The 22,974-nt window shown below is 69.7% G+C and carries 18 protein-coding genes; 3 read left to right on the top strand and 15 right to left on the bottom strand.

Annotated elements, in window-relative coordinates; genetic code table 11:
* Positions 1-533: 533 nt before the first annotated feature.
* The 6 genes from AB0M29_RS25410 to AB0M29_RS25385 all read right to left on the bottom strand — a co-directional run bounded on the left by AB0M29_RS25410 (position 534) and on the right by AB0M29_RS25385 (position 8,236).
* Positions 534-1,205, bottom strand: a complete 672-nt coding sequence (locus AB0M29_RS25410) for a response regulator transcription factor (protein WP_365386359.1) — start codon at positions 1,203-1,205, stop codon at positions 534-536.
* Positions 1,206-1,231: 26 nt separating this feature from the next.
* The gene (locus tag AB0M29_RS25405) at positions 1,232-2,569 is read right to left on the bottom strand and encodes a sensor histidine kinase (RefSeq protein WP_365386357.1); all 1,338 of its coding nucleotides are present in this window, start codon (positions 2,567-2,569) and stop codon (positions 1,232-1,234) included.
* A gap of 272 nt (positions 2,570-2,841) precedes the next feature.
* On the bottom strand, positions 2,842-3,444 hold the full coding sequence (locus AB0M29_RS25400) for a hypothetical protein (protein WP_365386354.1): 603 nt from the start codon (positions 3,442-3,444) through the stop codon (positions 2,842-2,844).
* Positions 3,445-3,903: 459 nt separating this feature from the next.
* The gene (locus AB0M29_RS25395; RefSeq protein ID WP_365386352.1) at positions 3,904-5,061 is read right to left on the bottom strand and encodes an RICIN domain-containing protein; all 1,158 of its coding nucleotides are present in this window, start codon (positions 5,059-5,061) and stop codon (positions 3,904-3,906) included.
* Positions 5,062-5,150: 89 nt separating this feature from the next.
* Entirely contained in the window at positions 5,151-7,376 is a 2,226-nt protein-coding gene (locus AB0M29_RS25390) for an RICIN domain-containing protein (RefSeq protein ID WP_365386349.1), read from the bottom strand.
* 449 nt (positions 7,377-7,825) lie between these two features.
* Positions 7,826-8,236: a hypothetical protein gene (locus AB0M29_RS25385; RefSeq protein ID WP_365386346.1), complete on the bottom strand. Its 411-nt coding sequence runs from the start codon at positions 8,234-8,236 to the stop codon at positions 7,826-7,828.
* 289 nt (positions 8,237-8,525) lie between these two features.
* Between AB0M29_RS25385 and AB0M29_RS25380 the strand changes: the two genes are divergently transcribed.
* Positions 8,526-9,806 (top strand): ROK family protein, encoded by a 1,281-nt coding sequence (locus tag AB0M29_RS25380; RefSeq protein ID WP_365386344.1) that lies wholly within the window; start codon positions 8,526-8,528, stop codon positions 9,804-9,806.
* Between the two features lie 94 nt (positions 9,807-9,900).
* Here the strand turns inward: AB0M29_RS25380 and AB0M29_RS25375 are convergent, their stop codons facing one another.
* Positions 9,901-10,554, bottom strand: a complete 654-nt coding sequence (locus tag AB0M29_RS25375; RefSeq protein ID WP_365386342.1) for a helix-turn-helix domain-containing protein — start codon at positions 10,552-10,554, stop codon at positions 9,901-9,903.
* A gap of 58 nt (positions 10,555-10,612) precedes the next feature.
* On the opposite strand from AB0M29_RS25375, the gene AB0M29_RS25370 reads away from it, so the two are divergent.
* The gene (locus AB0M29_RS25370) at positions 10,613-11,065 is read left to right on the top strand and encodes a VOC family protein (protein WP_365386341.1); all 453 of its coding nucleotides are present in this window, start codon (positions 10,613-10,615) and stop codon (positions 11,063-11,065) included.
* Between the two features lie 155 nt (positions 11,066-11,220).
* On the opposite strand, the gene AB0M29_RS25365 is transcribed toward AB0M29_RS25370, so the two are convergent.
* The 8 genes from AB0M29_RS25365 to AB0M29_RS25330 form a co-directional block, all read right to left on the bottom strand.
* Positions 11,221-13,311: an alpha-galactosidase gene (locus AB0M29_RS25365; RefSeq protein ID WP_365386340.1), complete on the bottom strand. Its 2,091-nt coding sequence runs from the start codon at positions 13,309-13,311 to the stop codon at positions 11,221-11,223.
* 500 nt (positions 13,312-13,811) lie between these two features.
* Positions 13,812-14,297 (bottom strand): PH domain-containing protein, encoded by a 486-nt coding sequence (locus tag AB0M29_RS25360; protein WP_365386338.1) that lies wholly within the window; start codon positions 14,295-14,297, stop codon positions 13,812-13,814.
* Between the two features lie 278 nt (positions 14,298-14,575).
* The gene (locus AB0M29_RS25355) at positions 14,576-16,051 is read right to left on the bottom strand and encodes an aldehyde dehydrogenase (RefSeq protein WP_365386337.1); all 1,476 of its coding nucleotides are present in this window, start codon (positions 16,049-16,051) and stop codon (positions 14,576-14,578) included.
* An 18-nt stretch (positions 16,052-16,069) separates the two neighbouring features.
* A complete protein-coding gene (locus AB0M29_RS25350) occupies positions 16,070-17,578 on the bottom strand; it encodes an FGGY family carbohydrate kinase (RefSeq protein WP_365386334.1) in 1,509 nt (502 codons plus the stop codon).
* Positions 17,579-17,605: 27 nt separating this feature from the next.
* Entirely contained in the window at positions 17,606-18,316 is a 711-nt protein-coding gene (locus AB0M29_RS25345; protein ID WP_365386333.1) for a class II aldolase/adducin family protein, read from the bottom strand.
* A 32-nt stretch (positions 18,317-18,348) separates the two neighbouring features.
* Entirely contained in the window at positions 18,349-18,579 is a 231-nt protein-coding gene (locus AB0M29_RS25340) for a hypothetical protein (protein ID WP_365386331.1), read from the bottom strand.
* The gene (locus AB0M29_RS25335) at positions 18,576-19,358 is read right to left on the bottom strand and encodes an NAD(P)-binding protein (RefSeq protein ID WP_365386329.1); all 783 of its coding nucleotides are present in this window, start codon (positions 19,356-19,358) and stop codon (positions 18,576-18,578) included. The genes AB0M29_RS25340 and AB0M29_RS25335 overlap by 4 nt, the downstream gene beginning before the upstream one ends.
* Positions 19,355-20,770 (bottom strand): NAD(P)/FAD-dependent oxidoreductase, encoded by a 1,416-nt coding sequence (locus tag AB0M29_RS25330; protein WP_365386326.1) that lies wholly within the window; start codon positions 20,768-20,770, stop codon positions 19,355-19,357. Before AB0M29_RS25330 ends, AB0M29_RS25335 begins: the two co-directional genes overlap by 4 nt.
* A 369-nt stretch (positions 20,771-21,139) precedes the next feature.
* On the opposite strand from AB0M29_RS25330, the gene AB0M29_RS25325 reads away from it, so the two are divergent.
* The gene (locus AB0M29_RS25325; protein WP_365386324.1) at positions 21,140-22,723 is read left to right on the top strand and encodes an APC family permease; all 1,584 of its coding nucleotides are present in this window, start codon (positions 21,140-21,142) and stop codon (positions 22,721-22,723) included.
* The last annotated feature ends 251 nt before the right edge of the window (positions 22,724-22,974 follow it).

Genomic DNA, 22,974 nt, shown 5'->3' with positions numbered 1-22,974 from the left:
TTACGGATACCGCGAGGTAGGCCGCTCGAAATAGCGTGAACACCATGACCGAAGGAGACACGATGCGATCTCGAACCGCCCGCGCCGTAGCCGCGACTCTCGCAACTACCGCCCTCGCACTGGGAAGTGTGGCGGCTGGCAGTGGAACCGCTCAAGCCGCCACCGGAACCACGACGCACTGCCACGACTACGCGTCTCCCTACTTCAGCTCATGCGACGCCCCGTCCGGCACCGGCGCACAGTACACCTTCAACGTTGACAGATATTGGTTCCGCGGTTTCTCCGGTAGTCACCTGGTGTGGTACATGTACCAGAATGTTCGGATGGTGTGCTCGTCTGCCGTCCAGACAGACGCCACGAGTTGGACCGTCAACCCCTCATACTGCGTGGGGCCCACCGCCCAGTAGCTCGGCACATCACAGATGAAGCATGCCCGCTGGTAGAGCTCGTCGAATCGCGGTCCTGACCGCGCCGAGAACCATCGTCCGGTCCTGACCGGTCAGCAGCTGGGTCCCCCATCCCCCCGCCGAGGGTCACAGCACGCCGTCGCCCGGGACGACCAGGCCGGACTCGTAGGCCACGACCACTGCCTGGGCGCGGCTGTTCAGGCCGAGTTTGGTCATCGTGCGGTTGAGGTGGGTCTTCACGGTGGCCTCGGTGACGTGGAGGCGCTGGGCGATGTCCAGGTTGGCCAGGCCGTGGGCGACCAGGCGCAGGACCTCGTTCTCGCGGCCGGTCAGGGAGTCCAGGGCGGGGGCCGGCGGAGAGGGGTCCGGGGAACGGGAGGCGAAGGCGGCGATCAGGCGGCGGGTGATGCTCGGGGTCAGGAGGTGGTCGCCCTCGGCCACCGTGGTGAGGGCGGCGATCAGGCGGTGCGGCGGGGTGTCCTTGAGTAAGAAGCCGCTGGCCCCGGCGCTGAGGGCCGCGTACACGTACTCGTCCAGGTCGAAAGTGGTCAGGATCAGTACCCGCGGGTGGTGCGCGGACTCCGGGCCGAGCAGGTGCGCGGTGGCGGTGACGCCGTCCATGTCGGGCATCCGGATGTCCATCAGGACCACGTCGGGGCGGTGCTCGGCGCTCAGGGCGACCGCCTCCCGGCCGTCGGACGCCTCGCCGACCACCGTCAGGCCGGGCGCGGCCGCGATGAGCGCCGCGAGCCCGGCGCGGATCAGCACTTGGTCGTCGACGACGAGAACACTCGTCACCCTGTCCCCCCGGTCCCCCTGACGCTTCAGCTGTCGGGAGATTCTCCAGGAGGACGGCTGGACCCGCCAGCGGTCGGCAGGGTGAGAAGCACGACGAAACCACCGCCGGGCCGCGGCCCCGCGTCCAGGCTGCCGCCGTAGACCCGGGTCCGCTCGCGCATCCCGAGCAGTCCGTTTCCGGTGCCCGCCCCCTTGACCGGCGCTGAGGTGTCGTTGCTGATCCGTATCGCCAGCCGGTCCCTGGCGTACTCGACGGCGACCAGGGCCCGCGAACCGGGGGCGTGCTTGAGGATGTTGGTCAGGCTCTCCTGCACCACCCGGTACGCGCACAGGTCCGCGCCGGGCGTCAACGGGTACGGGGAGCCTGTGGTGCGTACCTCCAAGTCGACCCCCGAGGACCGGATGCGCTCGGTCAGCGCGGGCAGTTCGCGCAGCCCCGCCGAAGGGGAATACGGCTCGGACGACGCGGGCCGGAACAGCGCCAGTATCCGGCGCAGTTCCTCCAGCGCTTCACTGGTGCTATCCATCACGGTGTCCAGCGCGCGGGCCGCCGTCCCCTGGTCCGAGGCCAGCACGTAGCGGGCCAGCCCGGCTTGCACCGAGACCACCGACAGGTGGTGGGCCACCACGTCGTGCAACTCCCGGGCGATTCGGGCCCGTTCGAGGGCCACCGCCTCCCGGGCCCGCGCCTCCTGGTCCAGCCGTAGCGCCTCCGCGGTGCTGGCCAGCGCGATGTTGCTCGCGGCCAGCTTGCGCGCCTGGTCGCCGAACCGCCACAGCACCCCGGAGAACACCACCCCCTGGGCCAGCGCCGTGACCACCCCGCCGGCGTGGCCGCGGACCGTCGCGTAGACCCACACCCCGCTGAGCAGCCCGGCCGCGGTCCCCGCCCACCGCGGTGGCCGCAGCGAGGCGATGGTGTAGCACATCAGCATCGGCGCCAGCGAGTTGACCACCGGCCAGTAGCCCAGCTCCACGTACCAGCCCCACAGCGCCGTGCACAGCAGCATCACGGTGAGTGGGTACGTGCGGCGGATCATGGTCATCATGTTGATCACGCAGGTCAGCACGATGCCCAGGGCGTCCAAGTGCTGCCACTGCTCCGGCGGATTGTTCAGCCCCAACTGCAGGCTCACCAAGGTCTCGCCGACGGCGATGGTGACGTCCACGGCCCACTGCCCGGTGCTGGCCGCAGCCGCGGACCGCGCCGCGGGGACGGTCAGGTCTGCCGGTACGGGTGCGGGTGCGTGTGCGGGGTCGGCGAGCGGGCGGGCGTCCACGGGCGAATGCTCGCGGACGCCGGATCCGGCATCGCTCGCGGTTCCGGCCGCCGTCGCCCGGGCGCGGCGGAAGATGCGGGGCATGGACGGCACCTTAGAACCATCCCGGTGCGACGCGCGTCCGCCTGAGGGTTGGGGGTCGGCGTACCACGCTGGTTGGAGACCGGGTGCCGACCCGGTCGCTCCGCGGACCGGCTGCCGTGCAGGCCCCAGGGGGGCCGGGGCACCTCCCGCGCGGCGCCCCGGACCCCTGGGGGCCTGCCGCCCTCCACGAGCGGCAGGCCCTACCCCCTCATCCCCCGGTCAGTGGCTGACGGTCAGCGCCCCGGTGGCGGCCGGCCGTCAGCCGACGGCGGTCAGCGCACGTAGAGCTGGGTGGGACGCGGATAGCTGCTGTTCCACAGGCTCTGCAGCGAGCGGATGTCCGTCGGGCTGAGCTTGACGCAGCCGTTGGAGACATAGCTGCCAGTCCACCGGTAGGGACCGCTGCCCTGCTGGCCGCTGGGCAGCATCTTGCTGTGGACGAACAGTTCGGTGCGCGGTGTTCCGTTCCAGCACTTGTGGTCGCTGATCTGCCACGAGATACCGTTGACACCGTGCGCGCCGCCGTTGTGGTGGGCGTAGTAGTGCAGGATGTTGTACGTGCCGTTGGGCAGCCAGCCGTGGTTCCTGTAGCAGGTGTTCTTGCTGCCGTCGCCCGACCCCGCGCGCCAGCTCGCGACCACCCAGGACCGTACGTGGTCCGGGTTGGTGTTCTGCACGTAGATGAACCTCAGGCGGGAGTTGGTCGGACTCGTGCCCTTGTCGAATTCGAGGTACGTGTAGTTCCTTCCGGCCGCCGCGGCCCGCGGGGCCGCCTTCGCGGTGGTCCCGGCCGCGGTGTTCGTAGCGGCGTGCGCCCCCGCCGGCGCCAGCCCGACCGCCGCGACGACCGCGCCGACCGCGACCGCGGTCCGCACCCTCGCCCGCCAACCGCCTTGCGCAGCTGCCCTGTTCGTTGTCCCGCTGTCCACTGGTTTCCCCCTGCGTTGCCGAAGTTCCGATGCCCACAACGTAGAGGCGGTCCCCCTCGCCGGACGTCGCACACAAGGTGGAACCTGCCGTCAACTCTGGCGGCAGCCGCGGGGCCGGTCCTCGACCCACGGCGGTACGCGGGCGGTCACCGTACGGGGGACACCGGCTGTCACCCGCCGGTGCTCCCGCCGCCGGGCAGCAGAACTGACTGCGGTACACACCGAGGCTGGACTCCGCGCTGGGGTCGTCGTAGGCGTCGATGAGGGCGACGGTCGCACCCGAGCCCGCGGTCGCAAGGCAGGTTGTAGGCGCTGCGCAGGGCACCGCTGTGAGCGTGCGGGGGGCGGTCCGGCGGGGTTGGTCCATCGCTGGGGAGCGCGATGGACCAACCCGTTCGCGCCGGGTTAGCTACGAGTCCACTGCTGGTTGGTGCCGCCGGTGCAGGACCACAGTTCGACGGGGGTGTTGTTGCCGGTGGCGGCTCCGGTGACGTCCAGGCACAGCCCTGACTGCGTGCCGCGGAGGGTGCCGTCGGAGTTCAGGGTCCACTGCTGGTTGGTGCCGCCGTTGCAGTCCCAGATCTCCACCTTGCTGCCGGCGGTGGTTCCGGCGGCGTCCAGGCACTTGCCGCCCACGGTGGTGAGCGTGCTGCCAGTGCCGGTGGCCCACTGCTGGTTGGCTCCGCCGGTGCAGTCGTAGATGATCGTCTGCGTGCCGTTGGTGGTGCTGGAGGCGGGGTCGTCCAGGCAGCGCCCGGATGCCTTGGACACCAGCGCCTTCCCGGTTCCGCCGCCGCCTCCGGCGACCCATCCGCGGGTCACATGGGTGCCGTTGCCGACCTGCGTTGCCTGGTAGTTGGACTGGCCGACGCAGTCGCTGTACTCGTAGTTGGCCTGCGACGTGCCGGTCAGTCCGCCGGCGTCGGTGGTGGTCGGGCCGCCGAAGACGACGTCCGAGCGGGGCATGGTCGCGCAGCTCGGGACGCCCAGGTAGTACTCGACGAAGCCGCCCTGCGACCCCGCCAGATTGCCGCTGCCGCTGGGCACGGTGTACGTGCCGATGTGGGTGGACACACCGGTGACGGTGTCCTTGGCCGTACCGGTCCAGGTGTCGGTGCCGGTGCGGGCGACCAGCAGGTTGTACTGGTGGCCGTAGACGCCGTTGAAGTCGACGGCGCAGCTGACACCGCTGCCGGAGTCCGCGCCCGAGTGGCAGTTCGGGTCGCTGGTCGTGGCGCCGTCGCCGAAGACGGAGAAGACGCCGTGCAGCCGCTCGCTGCCGCCGCTGTTGGCACGCGGCTGCAGACCCGTGTAGCCGCCGACGTTGTGCTGGAAGTCGTACTGCTGGGCGAAGTAGATGCCGTCCTGGTGGGCGGTGGCGGAGTTGACGGTGATCGGGAACGTGATGTTGGTCAGGCCCGAGGAGGGGACGTTCGGGATCGACCACCCGATGGAGACGTTGCCGCCACCGACCGACGCGCCCGCGTACTGGGATGCCGCCACGAGGAGCCCTGTCGCGCCGAGAGCGGCTGCGCACAGCCGGACCGTTCGAGACCTCAGCATGGATCGTCCTATCTGTTGGAGTGTCGCCGTGGGGTGCGTGTACTCCGGGGTCGCCGACCGGTGTGGGGTTCCGGTCGGCGACCCCGCAGCTAGCCGAGGGTCCAGTGCTGCAGGGCGGACCCGGTGTCGGCCTGCTGGGTGACCAGGGCGCCGTCGGTGGTGGAGGCGGTAGTCATCAGCAGGTGGGAATTGGCGGAGGCGACGGTGTAGGTGCCGTCGGAGAGCTTGGTGAGCGTCCAGTGCTGGTTGGCGGCCGCCGAGCAGGTCCACTGGATGATCTGGGCGCCCGCGGTGGTGGAACCGCCGGAGACATCCGCGCACAGCCCCGACTCACCGTTGGCGATCTGGTAGCTGCCGTCGGCCTGCTGGGTGAACGTCCAGGTCTGGTTGGTACCGCCGTTGGCGGTCCAGGTGATGAGCTGGGTGCCCGCGGTCGTGCTGTGCCCCGGGTCGTCGAGCGCCTTGCCCGAGACGGCCAGCGTGTGCGTGCCGTTGAGGTTGCCCGACGACGTGCCGACCGCGGTGATGGTCAGGGTCTGTTCCGCGGCGGTACGGGTGCCGCCGACGCTGTTGCCGGTGGTGTTGGTCCAGGCGCGGGTGGGTGTGGTCTCGGTGAGCCGACCGGAGGCCGAGGACAGGCCGATGACCAGGCCGCTGTAGCGGTTGACCAGCTTGTACGTGCCGTCCGCCGTGCCGCTGGTGGAGGTGCCGGGGATGACGAACCACTGCTGGCCGACAGTGGGTCCGCCGCTTCCGGACGCGGTCACGGTGGGGGCGGTGCCCCAGGCGCGGGTGGCGGAGGCAGTGGCGGCCACACCCAGCAGCTGGCCTGTGGAGGCGTTGGCGACGCGGTAGGAACCGTCGCCGTTCGCGGTGAACGTCCACGCGTCCAGACCTGTGCCGGACGCCGCGGCCAGCGAGGTGGTCGCCGAACTGCCGGAGACCTGGGCCAGGACACGGCCGTTGCCGCCCGCGATCTGGTACGTCTTCGCCGGGTCGAACAGTGCCGCGGCCGGCGCCGACGAGCCGATGGTGACGTTCACGTACTCCGAAGAGGAGCCGCCGGAGCAGCCGAAGGAGCAGTACGTACGGAAGTCCTTGCCGACGATCGTCGAGTTGGTCTTGTTGGCGCTGTCGAGGAACCAGCGGTACCAGGACGCGGTGTGATAGCTCCCGGTGTCACCGATGAGCGTCCACTTCTGCGTGGCCAGGTTGTCGGTGGCGTAGTACTGCTGCGGCGCGTTCCCCGACTGGTCGACGGCCTGCGGCTCACCGATGTACAGGCCCAGGTAGGCGTTGTACGTGACATCCATGACGAACAGCGGTGAGGTGGGCGGGGCGGTACCGGCCGCGACCTGCTGGTCGGTGGTCCCGGTGGTCGCCGGGCTGTACTCCTTCGACGTGGGCGTGTAGCCGGTGGTGTTGGCCGACGTGACGGGGACGACGTTGCTTTCCTTGCCGCCGACGCCGGGCTGCGTCCAGGCGCCGCCGTACCACTTCTGCCACGAACCGGGCGCCATCTTGCCCGACATCGGCGCGCGGGCGACGTGCTCGTAGAACGCCTTCCAGCCGCCGTTCTTGTCGATCACGCGTGAGCCGTAATAGACGTAGAAGTAGCCGGAGGCGGTGTCGACGAACAGCCGCGGGTCACCGTCGCCGTAGTAGTAGGTCTGCTGGGGGAACGCGGCCGTGTCCCCGCGGGTGGTGCTGTACGGGGATGTGATCGCGTGGTCCTTGATCGTCCAGGTCTTGCCCTGGTCGGTGGAGACCGCGTAGTCGATCGCGTCGTAGTGCAGCCCGTCACCGAAGGGCTGCGGGGTGAACTCGTTGTGCACCAGCCCGTACCAGTCACCGGTGTCCGGGTCGACCCAGGTGCCGGTCAGGTCGCAGTAGTTGGGTTGGGCGTAGCCCGAACCGGCGGGGGCCTTGGTGGAGTTGACGCCGGTCGGGCTGTTGTTGCAGAACGTGGTGGTGTCGGCGTTGGTGCCCGCGCTGTTGATCGCGCCGGCGGCTGTGGCGGAGTCCATGGTGGTGCCGGTGTAGAAGCTCCACGAGCGGCCGTCGCTGGCGCCGTAGTTGGAGTGGGACTCCTGGAAGTAGAAGGTGCCGTCCTTGTCGGTGTACGGGTTGGCGGGCGTGTCGTCCGGGTGCGTCCAGGTCCCCTTCGCGCCGACGGTGACGCTGTAGGTGGGGCTCGCGGCGGATACCCCCGGTGCCGCCGTCAGGGCGGTGCCCGCCACCGACAGGACGGCAGCCGCGACCGCGATGGCCAGGCTCCCCCGCCGTCTCCTTCTCACGTTCATGCCAGGTGACACGGGAATCTCCTCTTGGTTGTCGGCTGACGACCGATCCCAGAACCTGCGAAGGATCATGATGTGATCGATATCAATCCGGGATTGAGCGGTGCTTCGGGGCAACGTGGCAGTAAATGAGCCACCGCAACGGAGCCAGCGGCCGGAACTATGGCAGACGATGGGATCGATGCCAACCCTTCACGCAGGTTCCCCGTGACGTTTTCTTGTTCGCACATGATTCAAACGACTCTTCTCCGCGCACTACTGCGCAGAAGCGGCTGGTAGCCGGAGCGTGGGATGTCGCTCCCGAACATCCGGTCGGCCGCTGGTGGCGGCGCCGCGGCGGGCGCGGGCGGGCAGCCCGAGGCCGCCGCCCGAAGAACTTCGGGCGGCTTTGGCCTTCCCGGGTAGCCGACGGGGTGCACGGGAGCCGGGTTGAGGCACATCAGCGGCTGTGGGGCTGATGCCGGTCAGACGGCGGGCGCCAGCCAGGGCGGGGTATCGGTGGCAGTGACGCCGGCGATTGCGGGGCGGTGGTTCGGTGAGGGGACGGTCTGCACGGCGCAGCCGAGGGCTTCGAGCCGGGCGGCCCGCTCGTGGGCTTCCCGGTCCCTGAGGGAGAAGACCCACAGGCCCGGAACGAGGACGGTGTCTATCCAGCCCCTGGCGACCAGGGCGGTCAGCCGCCCGAGGGCGGGCAGCGGGCCGGACGACGGTTCGCCGTTGTCGAGGAAGATCAGCGGCGCGGTCGACCAGCCCATGCCGTCGGCGTAGTAGTGCAAGGCACCGACGTGTGCGCTCATGCCCCATGCGTCGTACGGGTAGCAGCGCAGGTACAGGGCCAGGCGGCGCGGTGCGCCACAGGGGGCCGGGGTGTACATCGCGAGAACACCTCCCGGGTGCGGCGCGCCAGGCGTCGCAGGGGTGCGAAGGTGCAGCGGACGGCGTGTCCGCGGCAGGGGTGGCGTCCGGCTCTTCAGCAGCCTAGACTTAGTTCGACTAAAGTCGGAACTAAAGCTAACGGCGGGTTTGGGGGCATTGTCAAGCGCGAGGACCAGGCCGTCGGCAAAAAGTGGAATGTGATGCTCCGGGTGGCTGCCGGGGTCCACGTCCGGCCGGGCCGCACGCTGGTTCCGCACCCGCGATGAGCGCTGGACGAAGGAGAGCGTTGTGGTCGTCAGCCGCGCGATTCCCGCCGTAGTGGATCTCCATGCCCGCCAGGCTCTGCCGTCGCGCCGTTCCAACCTGGGCATGGTCCTGCGCCTGCTGCGCGACCGCGGCCCCCGCTCCCGCAGCCGCATCGTCACCGACACCGGACTGCCCAAAGCCACGGTCTCCACTCTTACCGCCGAACTGGTCGCACTGGGGCTGGTACGTGAGGGCGAGGCCGCACGGGAAGGCGGCATCGGGCGGCCCAGCCAGCAGGTCGCCCTGAAGCCGGACGGCGCCTGCGCCGTGGGAGTAGAGATCGGAACCACGTACGTGACGGCGGTGGTCGTCGGCCTGGACGGCGAGGAACTGTGGCGGACCACGCAGGCCCTCGACGTCCGCGCCGCCGGACAGGAGCAGGTCCTCGATGTCGCCGCCCAGCTGATCCGCCAGGCACACGACGCGGCGGCGACGCGCGGCGGGCGCGTGGTCGGCGTCGGTGTGGGCACGCCGGGAACGGTGGACGTCGAGCCGGGCATCGTACGGTTCGCCGCGAATCTCGGCTGGCGCGACGTTGCCGTCGCGCAGTCCCTGCGCGACAGACTCGGCCCCTCCTTCCCGGAGATCGCCGTGGAGAACGACGCCCGGGTCGCCGCCATCGCCGAATTCACCCGCTACGCACGGCACGGCGTGCACGACCTGGTCCTCATCACCGGCGAGCGCGGCGTGGGCGGAGGGATCATCACCAACGGCACCCTCGTCCGCGGTTACACCGGATGCGCGGGCGAGATCGGCCACGCCCCGCTCGGCCGGCCCGGCACACCGTGCGTCTGCGGACGCCACGGCTGCTGGGAGAACGAAGTCGGCATGCACGTACTGCTCTCCCACGCCGCGGACGAGGACGACCCCGTACGGGACGCCACCCGGCCACTGGCAGACCGCCTGGACGAGCTGCACCTGCGCGCCGAAGCGGGCGACGCCCGCACCCTGGACGCGCTCGGCCGGGTGGCCGCGGGACTGGCCGAGGGTCTGCACATCCTCAGCGATCTGCTCAACCCCCAGATCATCGTGCTGGGGGGATACTTCGCCCGGTTCGCCGACTACTTCATCCCCGGCGTGGAGCGCGGCTTCGCCGACAGGGCACTCGTACCCACCGACCCGCAGGTCACCGTCGTCCCGTCCGAACTGGGCTTCACCGCCGCCTCGCACGGCGCCGCCGCGATGATGCTCGAACTCGTCTTCAACGACCCCACCCGCGTCGCCGACACCCTCCCACGCCCGGCAGGCAGGGCTGCGCGGTAGACGGGGACGGGACCCGACCGCCCCGTGTCGATCGGCCTTGCGCCGGCCTGCTCCCACGGCGTGGAGGGTCGGCCAGGTGCGAGTGGTCCCGGAGTCAGGGGTGCGGCTGGTCCAGGAGTTGGTGGGTGAGGGAGAGTTCCAGCCAGGTGCGGTAGCGCTCGCTGCTCCAGCTGCGGTGGCGGCGCAGGAGTTGGTGCACGTGGGGTGAGAGCAGCGCGTACAGCAGGTCGGCGGCTGCTTCGGGGGTGAGGCCGGGGTGGAGCGCGCCGCGGGCGTGCAGGCTTTCGGTCAGGGCGAGGTGGACGCGGTGCGTGGCGGCGGAACCGGCGTCCGCGGCCGCGCGCATGTCGGCGTCGGTGCCCGCAGCCTCGACGCTGACCATGATGAGGTCTGCGGCGCGGTCCAGCAGGGCGACGGTGTAGGCGATGTGCTGGGCGAGCGCGGCCTGGGGGTCGCTCTCCTCCCGGGCGGCCGTGATCTCGGGCCGGGCCGCGACCGCGACCGGTTCCTCGTCGCCGACGACGGCCACGTCCAGGGCGTGGGAGAACAGTGCCGCCTTCGAGGGGAACGCGTCGTAGAGGGTGCGCTCCCCGACCTCGGCCGCGGCCGCGACCTGCCGCATCGAGGTGGCCGCGTACCCCTGCTCCACGAACAGGCGGGCTGCCGCCTGCCTGATGCGCGCCCGCCGTGCGGCAGCGGCCGCTGCGCGGTGGGTGGAGTGGTACGCGCGCTTGACGCTGTCTGCCATGGAGAGCATCCTAACATTATTCGCCGCAGTGTCACTGCGGCTAAAATGGGAGGCAGACATGCCCGGACCACCGCTGGCAGGCATCCACCACGTGAAGATCCCGGTCACCGACCTCGACCGCTCCCTCGCCTTCTACTCCAAGGTCTTCGGCCTCACCGTGGAGATGGAGTTCCCGGACTCCGACGGCGTCGTCCGCGGAGTGGCCGGCCGTGTCCCCGGCCTGGGCGAGACCCTGCTGGCCCTGCGGGTCAACCCTGCCGCCGCCCAGGGCTGCGCCGACTTCGACCCGGTCAGCTTCGCCGTCACCGGACAGGCCGAGATCCAGGACTGGGCCGCCCACCTCGACGAACTCGCCATCGACCACTCCCCCGTGATCGAGGCCTCCGTCGGCTGGCTGCTGGTCTTCACCGACCCCGACGGCCTCCAACTGCACCTCTACAGCTGGGCCGCACACGGCATCGACCACTCCGACAAGCCGGGTTACGGCCGTGCCGTCACCGCATCCACCTGACACACGCGGCCTGAGCCGCCACACCGAGGCCCGGGCCCTGGCCGCCGCCGACCACGAGATGTGCCGACACCGCCGCCGCAGCCCTACGTTCCGGGCTACGGCGGCGGCTCGCGGTGCCGTGGTCGTGGTCGTGGGATGTCGTCCTGCGATGCGTGTCAGGAGAGCAGGGTCCAGGACTGGCCGGGGGCCGCGCCGTTCGCGTTGTTGGTGACCACGCTCGAGCCGGCGGTGGTGCCGGTGGTGTCCAGGGTCATGCCGTTGCCGACGTTCGTGAGGGTCAGCGCGCCGGTGGTGGTGCTCTGCATGACCCGCCACTCCTGCCAGGGGTTGCCGGGTGAAGACTTGAGGAGGTAGGCGGTGTTGCCCGCGCCGGTGCCGGCGGCCAGGACGGAGTGGACCTGCGTGCCGGTGTCGCAGTTGTCGCTGATGCGGACGGTGCCGTCGGGGTTGGCGGTGAAGGTCCACTGCTCGGAGGTGTGGTCGGTCCACCAGGTGTTGATGTCGGCGGACGAGCCCAGCGGGGAGCTGCAGGTGCCGGAGACCTCCAGCGCCCGGCCGCCGGTGCCGCCCGCACTGAGGGAGTGGTACCTGCCGTCGCCGATGACGGTGGCCGGGATGGTGGCCGGCAGCGGGGTGAGGCGGTAGAGGGCGACGGCGCTCGGCGCGAGGTCGGCACTGAGGTTGCCGGTGATGTTGCCGGTGGAGCCGGTCCACAGCTCCTTGGAGGAGAAGCCGGGCCCGTTCAGACCGAGCGCGCTCAGGCTGGTGCTGACGGTCTGGTAGTTGTTCGGGTCCTGGTTGACGAGCAGTACGGCGGTGTCGCCGCCCGCGAGGCGGCGCTTGAGCACGACGGGCGCGGTCTGGGAGTGGGGAGCGCTGCCGACCAGAGTGGCGGGCGTGGCCAGGGCGTCCTGGTCGATCTTGATGACGTCGGCGTTCTTGTAGATCGCCAGGCTGCTGCTGTCGATGCCGGTGGTCCAGGTGACGCCGTTGTAGCTGTGCCCGCTGTCGGCCGCACTGCGCAGGTCGGCGCCGGAGATGAGCGGGGCGGCCATCATCGACAGGATCGACATCTCGGTGCGGGACTCGTCGTCGGTGTACGACTTGGATCCGATGTTGTTGTCGGTCACGCCGTAGACGCCGTAGGGGTCCTTCCAGCCGGTGAACATCATGTCCATGTCGTTCCAGCTGCCCGGGCGCACGTTGCCCGCGTACTGCAGGGCCGTCTGCAGCTGTCCGTTGTACAGGACGCCGTTGATCTCGCTGTCGCGGTCGCCGCCGATCCGGCAGAGGTTGGCGACCTGGCCGCACCAGACGCCGGTGGGCGCGTACCCGGGGGCGCTGAACTGCTGGGTGCCCGCTGCCACGACCTTCGGATCGGTGCGGGCCGGGTCGTTGGCGTCGAGCAGGTACGGCACGCCGGTGTGCGCGGGCTGGGCGGAGACGCTGAGCGTCACTTTGGGTCTGCCCTGGGCGGCTGTGGCAGCGTCGAGCGCCTTCTGGAAGGTCTGGACCCGGGCGTAGATGGACCGGGTGAGCTCCTTGCCCTCGCCCTGGGTGTAGTAGTTGTGGCCGTCGGGGCCGACGATCTGCGGACCGTAGGGGCAGTCGTCGTACTTGACGTAGTCGACGCCCCAGGCCACGAAGTCGGCGGCGTCGGTGGTTTCGTGGCCCAAACTGCCGGGATGGCCCTGGCAGGTGGTGTAGGTGTCGGTGGCGTAGATGCCGAACTTCATGCCCTTGCTGTGCGCGTACCAGGCCAGGTACTGGATGCCGTTCACCGTCTGGCCGTTGACGTTCTGCGCGGGGTAGGCGGCGTTGGGGACGAGGTGGCCGGTGGTGGGGTCATTGCCGGAGCCGTCGGTGCCGGACACCGGGTTGCCGTTGCTGTCGTAGAGCTGCATCGCGCCGTCGGCGGTCTTCACCAGGTCGGTGGTCTGCCCGTCGCGGTGGCCCAGCGACCAACCGTCGTCGATGGTGACGGTGTCGTACCCGGTCTGCACCAGGCCGTTGGCCGACATGAAGTCGATGGTCTGCTTGACCTGCTGCTCGGTCACGCCGGTGCCGAGACTGTTCCAGGAGTTCCAACCCATCGGCGGAGTCAGGGCGTTGCCGTTGTCGAGCGCGGCGGCGGGAGCGGCTGTCGCGAGGGCGGACGCTCCGATGCCGACGGCCAGTCCGGGCGCGGCCAGGGCCAGCGTCAGCAGGATCCTCGACAGGACAGTGGTTCTTCGTGATACGCGCATGGGAGCAGCTCCGTGGGGGCGCATGGGGTGGGAGGAAGGGTGCGATGCGTGGGCCGCGGCCGCGGCCGCGGCGTGGCGACGCGTCAGCATCGGCCGCGGTGCCGGTGGCCGTGAGCCGTAGGCCGTGGGCCGGGCACATCAAAATCCAACACGGATGACACTCGGACAGGATCATTGACGGGCGAACGGGCCGATCGAACCCGTAGAGGCGGCCGTACGCTACGGCCGCCGACCACGCACGGGCGAACCGAACCCGCGCACTTCGCAGCAAAACAGCGTCGAACAGGGTCTCTGCCGACGCTGGCGATGCAGTAACACTGTAATTGCACATAACACTGCCGGATAGAGGGTGCGCGCGGTTATGTTGGATGCTGAGTGATCGGGTTGTATTCACCCGCACTTGGCCGCAAGGGGCAGTCGCCGGTACCTGGGCTGCACCACCTCGCCGACCGGACAGGCCGTCAGCAGCCGTCCACCTCGGGTGCGCGGCCGCTGTTGCCTCAGCTCCGGATGCGGTCGCGCAACTGCGCCTTGAAGCGCTGGATGTCCCGGCGTTCGTAGAGCGGGCCGGACGCCTTCCCCCCAAGAGTGGGGTTCAGGATCCGCACGGGTGTACGCACCCGCTCACCGGACCGAAGCACCAGGAAGATCGCGTCGCTGCGCCGCGGGTCGTCCGGCCGGTCAATCCGCCGGTAGGGCCCGGAGTCGATCTCCACGACCTCGCCCCAGGCAACAGAGCGGGTCCTGACCAGCGTTCGCACGCGCACACCCGTCCGGCTCACGTATATCCCCGCCCGATACGCGCGCAACGCCAGCCCGAACGGCACAGCCAACACCGCCTCCACCGCCAGCAGCCCCCACCACGACGCCCCGTCACCCACAGTCCAGCCCAGGAAGAGAACCCCCGCTCCCCCACTCCCCAGCATCGAGACGACATAGGCCTGTTGACGCTCCGACGCCTCCGTCAGCCGAGACCACCCGAACACCCGAACCTCCCCCCGAAGCGCGCCCGGCGCACAGCACCCCGCAGATCATGCCAGCACATCCCGCCCAAGTACCCGGGCCGGGGCTTCAGGCAGCGGAGCTCCACCCGATGGGCTGGACGTGCGGCTCGCCTGTCCCGACATCACCCGCGCATGCGACCTCGCCCGCGCCTTCGGGGAGCACGGCTGTGGGGAATCACGGCGGGGATACGTGGCCGAGTCGGGGGTGGTCGCGCCATGTATCCCCGCCGCGCCATGGGACCGGCGGGAGGGGCCGGTGGTCAGTGGAGGGTGAGCCAGATGGTTTTGAGTTGGGTGTATTGGTCGAACGCTTCGAGACCGTTGTCGCGGCCGCCGAAGCCGGAGGTCTTGTAGCCGCCGAAGGGTGTGGTGATGTCGCCTTCGCTGTAGCCGTTGATCGCGACGGTGCCGGCCCGGACACCGCGGGCAAGGGTGACCGCCTGGTCGAGGTCGCGGCACCAGACGGTCGCGGCGAGCCCGTAGTCGCTGTCGTTGGCGAGCGCGAGGGCTTCCTCGTCGGTCTCGAAGGCCAGTACGGCCACGACCGGGCCGAAGATCTCCTCTCGGGCGACCGCCATCCCGGGGGTGACGTTGTCGATGACCGTGGGGGCGACGAACCAGCCGCCGCTGTGGGGGTGCAGTTGCTCGCCGCCGGCGGCGATCGTGGCGCCGTCCTCGCGGGCGCGCCTGATGTGGTCGAGGACGCGGGCCAGAGCCGAGGCTTCGATGAGGGGACCGATCGCGGTACCGGGATCGGTCGGCTCGCCGACACGGCGCTGGTTGGCCTCCTTGGCGAGGGCGGCGACGAAGTCGTCCTTGATGGACCGGTGGACCAGGATCCTCGATCCCGCGGTGCAGTTCTGGCCGGCGTTCCAGAACGCGGCGTCGGCGAGGTCCGCCGCCACTTCGGGGATGCGGTCATGGTTGTCCGCGGTCACGATCTGAGGGCTCTTGCCACCGCACTCGAGAACGATGTTCTTGAGGTTGCTGTCGGCGGCGTAGCGCAGGAACTCCCGTCCGACGTCCGTGGATCCGGTGAAGGACACGACATCGACGTCGCGGTGGAGGCCCAGTGCTCTGCCGGTGACGTGGCCCAGTCCGGGGACGACGTTGAAGACGCCGTCGGGGATGCCGGCCTGGGCGGCGAGTTCGGCGATGCGAAGGGTCGTGAGGGAGGCGAGCTCGGGGGGCTTGACGACCACCGAGTTCCCGGCCGCCAGCGCGGGGGCGAGCTTCCAGGCGAGCATGGCGGCGGGGAAGTTCCAGGGAAGGACGGCGCCGACGACCCCGATGGGTTCCCGCACGATGAGACCGAGATGGTCGGGGCCGGTCGGTGACGTCTTGCCGAAGACCTTGTCGATGGCTTCGGCGTACCACCGGAAGGTGTCGAGGACGTCCGGCAGGTCGAACTCACGGCAGTCGGTGAGGGGTTTGCCCGCGTCGATGGATTCCGTGACGGCCAGTTCCTCGCGATGTTTGTCGATGAGGTCGGCGAATTTCAGCAGGGTCTTCTTGCGTTGTGCGGGCGGCAGTTGGCTCCAGACACCCTTGTCGAACGCCTTGCGGGCGGCGTGGACGGCGCGGTCCACGTCCTCACTGCCGCAGGCGGCGACCTGGGCCAGCACCTCGCCGGTGGCCGGTGCCAACGATGCGAAGGTCGCTCCGTCGACGGCGTCGGTGAACACCCCGTCGATGAATGCCTGGGTGCGGACAGTGGGAGGCAGTGCTGCTGTCATGGTGGTCCCTCTGGGTTATCAGCTCAGATGCAGGGAAACGGCGTGTCCGGCGAGTTGCGGGAAGATCTGGTCGCGGCTTCGCTCCCAGTCCCGTCGCAGGTCCTGGTAGGCGAGGTAGCCCTCGGGGGTCGGCTCGACCGGGTCGGAGACCTCGACCACCGCGTCCACGCCTTCCCGCGCGGTGGCGAAGGTGCCCGATCCGATGCCGGCCAGGATCGCCGCGCCGATGGACGGGGCTTCCACCCGCAGTGCGGGGAGCAGGGCGTGCCCGAGGACGTTGGCCTTGATCTGGTTCCATGTGGTGCTGCGCGCCTCCCCGTCGGAGATCGTCAAGGTGGTGGCCCGCAGACCGCGTTGGGTCAGCGCGTTGAGAAGGGCCGGGTACTGGTAGGCGATGCCTTCGAGGGTGGCCCGCACGAAGTGCGGCAGGGCGTGATGCCCGGAGATCCCGTGGAACACCGCGCGGACGTGATCGTCCTGGACGGGGACGCTGGTCCCCTCGATGAAGGGGAAGCACAGCAGGCCGTCGCAGCCGGGGCCGACTTCGTCCGTGGCGGCGATGAGGTCCTCGTAGGTGGCGTCGCCGCCGAGCGCGCCGCGCAGCCAGCGCAGGGTGGTACCGCTGCCGACGGCGACCATCTCGTGCAGATGGTGATGGGGCACCACGTGCGGCATCAGTCCGACCAGGCCGCTGGGATCGAACACCGGCCGCTCGGCGACGGCGCGCCAGCTCATGGAGGACCCGGTGCCGACGCTGACGTCGCCGGGTTCGATGACGCCGGAACCCAGGGCGGCGGCGGGGTCATCGCCGCCGCCCGCCACCAGAAGCGTGCCGGGGACCAGGCCGATCTCGCCTGCGGCGACGCCCAGTTCTCCGCGGACCTGCCACGGCTGGTACGTCACGTCCGGCAGGATCTCGCGGGGAATCCCGTAGACGTCGCACAGGTCGTCGCTCCAAGTCCCGGTGCGCCAGTCGTTGAGGATGCTGCGGGTGGGACTGGTCGGATCGGTGCCGATGTCCCCGGTCAGGCGGTGGGCGAGGTAGTCCTTGGGCTGCAGGGCGTGCCGGACCCGGCGCCACAGCTCGGGCTGGTGCCGGCGGGTCCACAGCAGGTTGGGCAGGACCAGGCCGGGGATCGGCAGCGTGCCGGCGATGCCGATGAGGCGCTGGCGTCCGAGCCTCCCGTAAGCCGCGGTCGTCTCGTCGGGGTCGCGCCGGTCGGTCCAGTGGATGACCGGCGCGAGCGCCCGGCCCGCCTCGTCGGTCAGCACCGCGATGTCGCGCTGACCGACGAGGCACAGGGCTGCGACCTCCGAGGGTGACACACCGAATTCCGCCAGGACCTGCGGAACGGCCAGAGCCAGGGCCCGGTACCAGTCCTCTGCGTCGTTCTGGGCCCACCCCGGGTGCGGCCGGTGCATGGGATAAAACTGCTCCGAGATGGCCACCACGCCTCGCTCGGGGTGCACCAGCGCGGCCTTGAGGCACGAGGAGCCGATATCGGCCCCGATGAGGTACTGGCCCATGACAGGTCGCCTTCCGCGGTTCGGGGTTCAGGCCTTGATCGGGTCGGTGTACGGGAGGGGGTCCGGGGCGGGCAGCGGCTCAGGTGCGCCGGGGAACTGGGCCCGCCAGTACGAGGCGATCCATTCGACCTGAGGTGCGGGCAGCTCGGAGACCTCGCCGAACTGCTTGGCCGACAGGTAGACCTCACAGGCGCCCTCGACGACGGCAGCGGTGTGGAAGGCGTGCTCGAGGTCGGCTCCGACGGCCAGCAAGCCGTGGTAGCGCAGGAACGTCGCGCCGCGGTTGTCGAGCGCGGCCTTGGTGTAGCTGTACATCTGGTCGGTCTCGGGCTGGGAGTACGGGGAGCAGTAGACCGCTCCCCCGGTCGCCTCGCACAGGCCGGTGAGGATGGGCGGGAGGGTCCAGCCCAGGTTGGCGAAGGTCATGACCGCCTTGCCGTGCGTGTGGACCACAGCGCCGACCTCGGGGCGTCCCTTGCAGATCATGGTGTGCATCTGGACCTCGGACGTGGGCGCCTTGCGCCCGTCGACCTGCTCACCGTCGAGGGTGACGACGGCGATGTCCTCGGGCTCCAGGAGGTCGTACTGGGAGCCGGTGGGCGTGCAGGCCAGCAGCTCGAGGTGGCCGGGTATGCGCATACTGATGTTGCCGGCCGTGGAGTAGACCAGCCGTTCGGCCTGGAGCTTGCGCGCGTAGGTGATGACCTTCAGGCGCGTCTCGAGCCACTTCGTTGCCATGGATACATTCCTTCTCTGCGGTTGCGGGGTGTTCAGGAGGATCGGTCGGAGGCCGTACGGGCCCGGCCGAAGAAGGCGGTGACGGCGGACCTCGAAGCGCCGCCGCCGAAGGCGACCTTGAGCAGCAGGGGGATGTCCCTGCGGTGGATATGGACCCGGGCGGGCCAGGCGCCCATGACGCCTTCCATCTCGATCCCCGTCCTGGAGTAGCGGAGCCTGGTGGGCTCGAACGGGAGCTCGCCGATCGGTGAGCTGACTTTCATGTGTGGCCTCCCTGCACGTGTATCCAGTCCCTGGCGGTCGCGGCCGCGACGGCGGCCCGCTTGCTCACGCCGTCGGCGGCGAGCGGCTGTACGAAGGTGACGCCGCCGGCGCCGTCGAACAGCGCACCGTCGACGTTGCGATTGGCGCGGGCGTCACCGGCGAGGACGACCCCGTCGCAGCCGATGGTGACGACGTCACCGGCGCTGCTGACCCGGACGCCTTCGACGCGGTGCGTGCCCAGGACCTCGATCCGACCGTCCGGGAAGCACTCGTCGGCCCAGCCGGCATCGCCCAGCCCCAGGACGGTGCCGCCGGAGTGCCGGAGCGCGGTGGCCAGGTGGGGGGCCCAGGTGCCGTTCCCGATGATCAGGGGTCGCCGCCACAGGGGGACACCGCTGGTGAGGAGGTGCGCCACGACAGTGGCGGGCAGGACGCCCGCGGGCCGTTGCCCGGTGATGCCGAGGTCGGCCTGCGTGGCGGGGCGTCGGCCACCGGCGAAGAACAGGTGGTCACCGGACAGCCACTCCACGCCCAGCGGTGAGACGAGCAGCAGCTTGCGCTCCGTCCAGCGGGTCGCGATCGCGCCCAGGCGCAACTCGACTCCGGCGTCCGCGGCACACGCGGCCAGCTGCCTCACATGGGGGTCGTCCCATCCGGACTCACCCCCGACAACGGGGATACGGTCGATCAGGACGACACGGGCAGGGGTGTCCTGCGCCAGAGCGACGGAACAGCCCAGGCCACTGGGGCCGGCGCCGACGACGAGATAGGTGCTCACGATCCGACGGTCCCCCGGGTGGTGTGCAGGACAGTGGCGGGGCTGGTGCCCGTCCGCTGGGCGGTCATGAAGGAGATGCCCGCCAGGCACAGCGACCCCTGGCAGCGGCCGTAGCCGGCTCCGGTGCGCTTGCGGACGCCCTCGATCGAGGTGGCGGGTACGGGGCCGGTGAGCGCGGCTTCGATCTCCGCGGAACTGACTTGCTCGCAGGCACACACCACCATTCCGTATTTGGGGTCGGCGGCGACGAGCCGCTCGGGGTGCGGGCTGGTGCGCAGCAGGGGGACGGGCGGAAGGACGTGCTGGGCGGAGGTCCGCTCCGGTGCGTCCAGTCCGGCCTCGCGCAGGAGCCGTAGCGTGTATTCGGCCGCGGCGGGCGAGATGCTCACCCCGGCCGAACGGTCGGTGCAGTGCAGCAGGCGGGGATTTTTGGCGTCGATGCGGAGGCGGTGCTGCTCGTCGCCCGCGGGACGGTTGGCCGCGAACGTCTTCACGATGTAGGCGTCGCGGACCTCGGGGACCAGCCGCGCCGCCTGATCGACGACCGCCTCGATGGTCTCGGCGTCGGTAGTGCGGTCGTCCGGGTCCTCGATGTCGTGTGCCGTCGGGCCGAGGAGTACCGACCCGTGGGTGGTCGGTACGACGTTGGTGCCCTTGGTGTCGGGAAGGTGGGTGCAGAACACGATCGACGACAGCCGTTGTCCGAACGAGCGGTCCACCACCGCGTACTGGCCCTTGCGGGGCCAGGCGACCAGCGGCTCGCCGCCGGCGAGCCGGCTGATCTCGGCCGCGCCGACTCCCGCCGCGTTCACGACGAACCGGCTGGTCAGCCGCGACCGGTTCGTGGTGACCGCGAGGATCTCGTCGCTTTCGCGGTCGATGCCCACGGCCCGCTCGGAGAAGCGGAAGTCGACCCCGTTGACGGCGGCCAGCCGTGAGTAGGCGGCGGTGAGCCGCATGGGATCGATGATCCCCTCGTCGGGCAGCAGCAACCCCGCCACGACATCCTTGTTGACCAGTGGTTCACGCGCCAGCACCTGCCAGGGTTCGAGGGCTTCCACGGCGACCCCGCAGGCGACCACCTCTTCCCTGGTGTGTTCGAGGCGCTCCGCCTCGTCGGCGTTGAGCGCCACCATCACCGCGCCGATCCGGCGGTAAGGGACATCGAGGCGCCCGCACACTTGCTCCCACAGCGGAGCGCTGGCGTTGATCAGGTGCGTCTCCAGCGTGCCGGGGGCCCCGTAGTACGAAACGGCCACTCCGGCGTTGCCCTTGGAGGCATGGTCGGCGACGTCGTTCTCGGCTTCGACCAGTCCGACGCGCGCTTGCGTTCGTGCCAGGCGTTCGGCAACGGCCGTTCCCAGCACACCGCCTCCGATGATCAGGACGTCGTAGTCCGATTCCGGCGACATCGCGGGGCCTCACTTCCCCAGGGCGCCGCTGAGCTGCGGCGACTCCCGGACAGTTGGGACAAATGTAGCATCACGAGCAGAAGCACAATGTTCATTCGAACATGTACGGCTCTGATCTGAACAGTAATCCCGAACTGAACAGACACGCAACCCCGCGACGAGGCTCGACGCGAACCCAACAGGCCCAGTTGAACAAGGTGGTACTCCCGCAGACCGCCACGTCCCCCGAACAACCCAATGTCCGAATGAACGAATTTTTAACAGAACCATTGACTGAAGCGACGTTCGAGCGTTCAATCTGAGTCAGTGGCGCCGGTCACACCGATCGATGTTCGCCACCCCTCGGTTGTGACCTGACCTGGAGGACTCATGGATCAGCCGCTGCTCACCGACTCCCCCACGGACGAAGAACACCTCGCCCGGCTCGGCTACAGACAGGAACTCGGCCGGACACTCGGCGCGTTCACCACCTTCGCGACCGGCTTCGCGTTCATCTCGATCCTTACCGGCGCGTTCCAGCTGTTCGCGTTCGCCTTCAGCACGGCGGGGCCCGCCTTCTGGTGGACCTGGCTGGTGGCGCTGGGCGGGCAGGCACTGTTCGCGCTCTGTTTCGCCGAACTGTGTGTGCACTACCCGATGGCGGGCTCGGTCTACAACTGGGCCAAGCGCGTCGGCAAGCCCACGACCGCGTGGATGGCCGGCTTCTCGCTCATGCTCGCACTGATCGTCTCCACAGCCGCCGTGGCACTGGCGATGCAGTTCGTGCTGCCCACCATCTCGAAGGCGTTCTGGATCTACGGCGACGGCAGCGGCAAGTACGACGCCGCGACCAACGGAGTCATCCTCGGCGCCATCGCCATAACGCTCACCACGATCGTCAACCTTCTCGGCCCGAGGGTCGTCTCCGTCATCAACAACGTCGGCGTCGCCGTCGAGCTGGTCGCCAGCGTCTTCCTGATCATCTTCTTCTTCGCGGCGGCCAAGCGCGGCCCGCAGGTCATCCTGCACACCGAAGGACACACGGCGGGCTCCAGTCTGGGCACACCAGGCGCCATGCTGGTCGCCATCCTGCTCGGCGTGTACATCCTCTGGGGCTTCGACACCGCGGGATCGCTCGGCGAGGAGACGATCAACCCGCGCAGGACGAGCCCCCGTGCGATCCTGCGCGCGGTGTTCGCCGCAGGGGTCAGCGGCGCACTCCTCATGATCGGCGCTCTGATGGCGGTCGGCCACGTCAACGATCCGCAGATGAGCATCGTGGGCCTGCCGTACGTCGTCGACAGCGTCCTGGGGCACACCCTCGGCACCATCGCCCTCGTGGCCGTCTCCATCGCAATCTTCGTCTGCGTCCTCGCGAACCAGACCGGCGCCATGCGCATGATCTACGCGATGAGCCGCGACAACGGACTGCCCGGAAGCCGCGTCCTGTCCAAGGTCTCCTCGCGGACGGGCGCCCCGACGGCCGCCGCGCTGCTCACCGGCGCGGGCGCCATCGTGATCCTGCTGGTCAACATCCGCCAGCCGCAGATCTTCCTCGTGGTCACGAGCGCCACGGTCATCCTCGCCCTCATCGCCTACACCCTGGTGGCCGGAGCGTTCTTCCTGCGGCGCATGCGAGGCGAATGGATCGAAGACCGCGACTACTTCCACCTCGGCCGATGGGGCAAGCCCGTCGCCTTCTGCGCCGTGCTGTGGGGAGTGTTCGTCATCGTCAACACCGCCTGGCCGCGCAAGGCCGTCTACAACCCCGCTCCTCCCTTCCACTGGGCCCTGCAGTGGGGCGGCGTGCTGTTCGTCGGCATCGTGATGCTGTCCGGACTGGTGCACTACCGCCGCGTCCAGCGCCATGTGATGGGCGTTCGGCCGGAACACGCGTCGGCACCGTCCGAGGGAGGCACCACCACCGACCGGAGACTGATGATGAGCAGCGAACTGCCGGATTCCGCCACCTGAGCGCCAGGTGTGTCGTGCCGCCGCCCGAGCGGCCGCACGGCACACACCCGCGGATCCCCCCTTGAACCGCCGCGTCCCGGCCTCGACGCACAGCGCAATCGACACGGGTACAATGTCCGAACGAACATAGAGTATGTACGATTCGGAAGTTGACGCGGCGGGACAGCCCTGTCAGGGGAGACGGTGCGATGAAGGACGGGTCAGGCAACGATGGTGAAGCGGCGGTTCGCGTCAGGCCTTCCGATCGCCGG

This window comes from Streptomyces sp. NPDC051976, assembly GCF_040680795.1.
Classification (GTDB): domain Bacteria; phylum Actinomycetota; class Actinomycetes; order Streptomycetales; family Streptomycetaceae; genus Actinacidiphila.
Note: the sequence above shows the minus strand (reverse complement) of the source record. Positions and strands in the feature narration are given on the sequence as shown.

Coding starts and splice junctions, on each gene's coding strand:
- AB0M29_RS25340 (WP_365386331.1), bottom strand. CDS start 18,579: ATGAAAGTCAGCTCACCGATCGGCGAGCTCCCGTTCGAGCCCACCAGG.
- AB0M29_RS25405 (WP_365386357.1), bottom strand. CDS start 2,569: ATGCCCCGCATCTTCCGCCGCGCCCGGGCGACGGCGGCCGGAACCGCG.
- AB0M29_RS25345 (WP_365386333.1), bottom strand. CDS start 18,316: ATGGCAACGAAGTGGCTCGAGACGCGCCTGAAGGTCATCACCTACGCG.
- AB0M29_RS25355 (WP_365386337.1), bottom strand. CDS start 16,051: ATGACAGCAGCACTGCCTCCCACTGTCCGCACCCAGGCATTCATCGAC.
- AB0M29_RS25375 (WP_365386342.1), bottom strand. CDS start 10,554: ATGGCAGACAGCGTCAAGCGCGCGTACCACTCCACCCACCGCGCAGCG.
- AB0M29_RS25370 (WP_365386341.1), top strand. CDS start 10,613: ATGCCCGGACCACCGCTGGCAGGCATCCACCACGTGAAGATCCCGGTC.
- AB0M29_RS25385 (WP_365386346.1), bottom strand. CDS start 8,236: ATGTACACCCCGGCCCCCTGTGGCGCACCGCGCCGCCTGGCCCTGTAC.
- AB0M29_RS25330 (WP_365386326.1), bottom strand. CDS start 20,770: ATGTCGCCGGAATCGGACTACGACGTCCTGATCATCGGAGGCGGTGTG.
- AB0M29_RS25350 (WP_365386334.1), bottom strand. CDS start 17,578: ATGGGCCAGTACCTCATCGGGGCCGATATCGGCTCCTCGTGCCTCAAG.
- AB0M29_RS25365 (WP_365386340.1), bottom strand. CDS start 13,311: ATGCGCGTATCACGAAGAACCACTGTCCTGTCGAGGATCCTGCTGACG.
- AB0M29_RS25395 (WP_365386352.1), bottom strand. CDS start 5,061: ATGCTGAGGTCTCGAACGGTCCGGCTGTGCGCAGCCGCTCTCGGCGCG.
- AB0M29_RS25325 (WP_365386324.1), top strand. CDS start 21,140: ATGGATCAGCCGCTGCTCACCGACTCCCCCACGGACGAAGAACACCTC.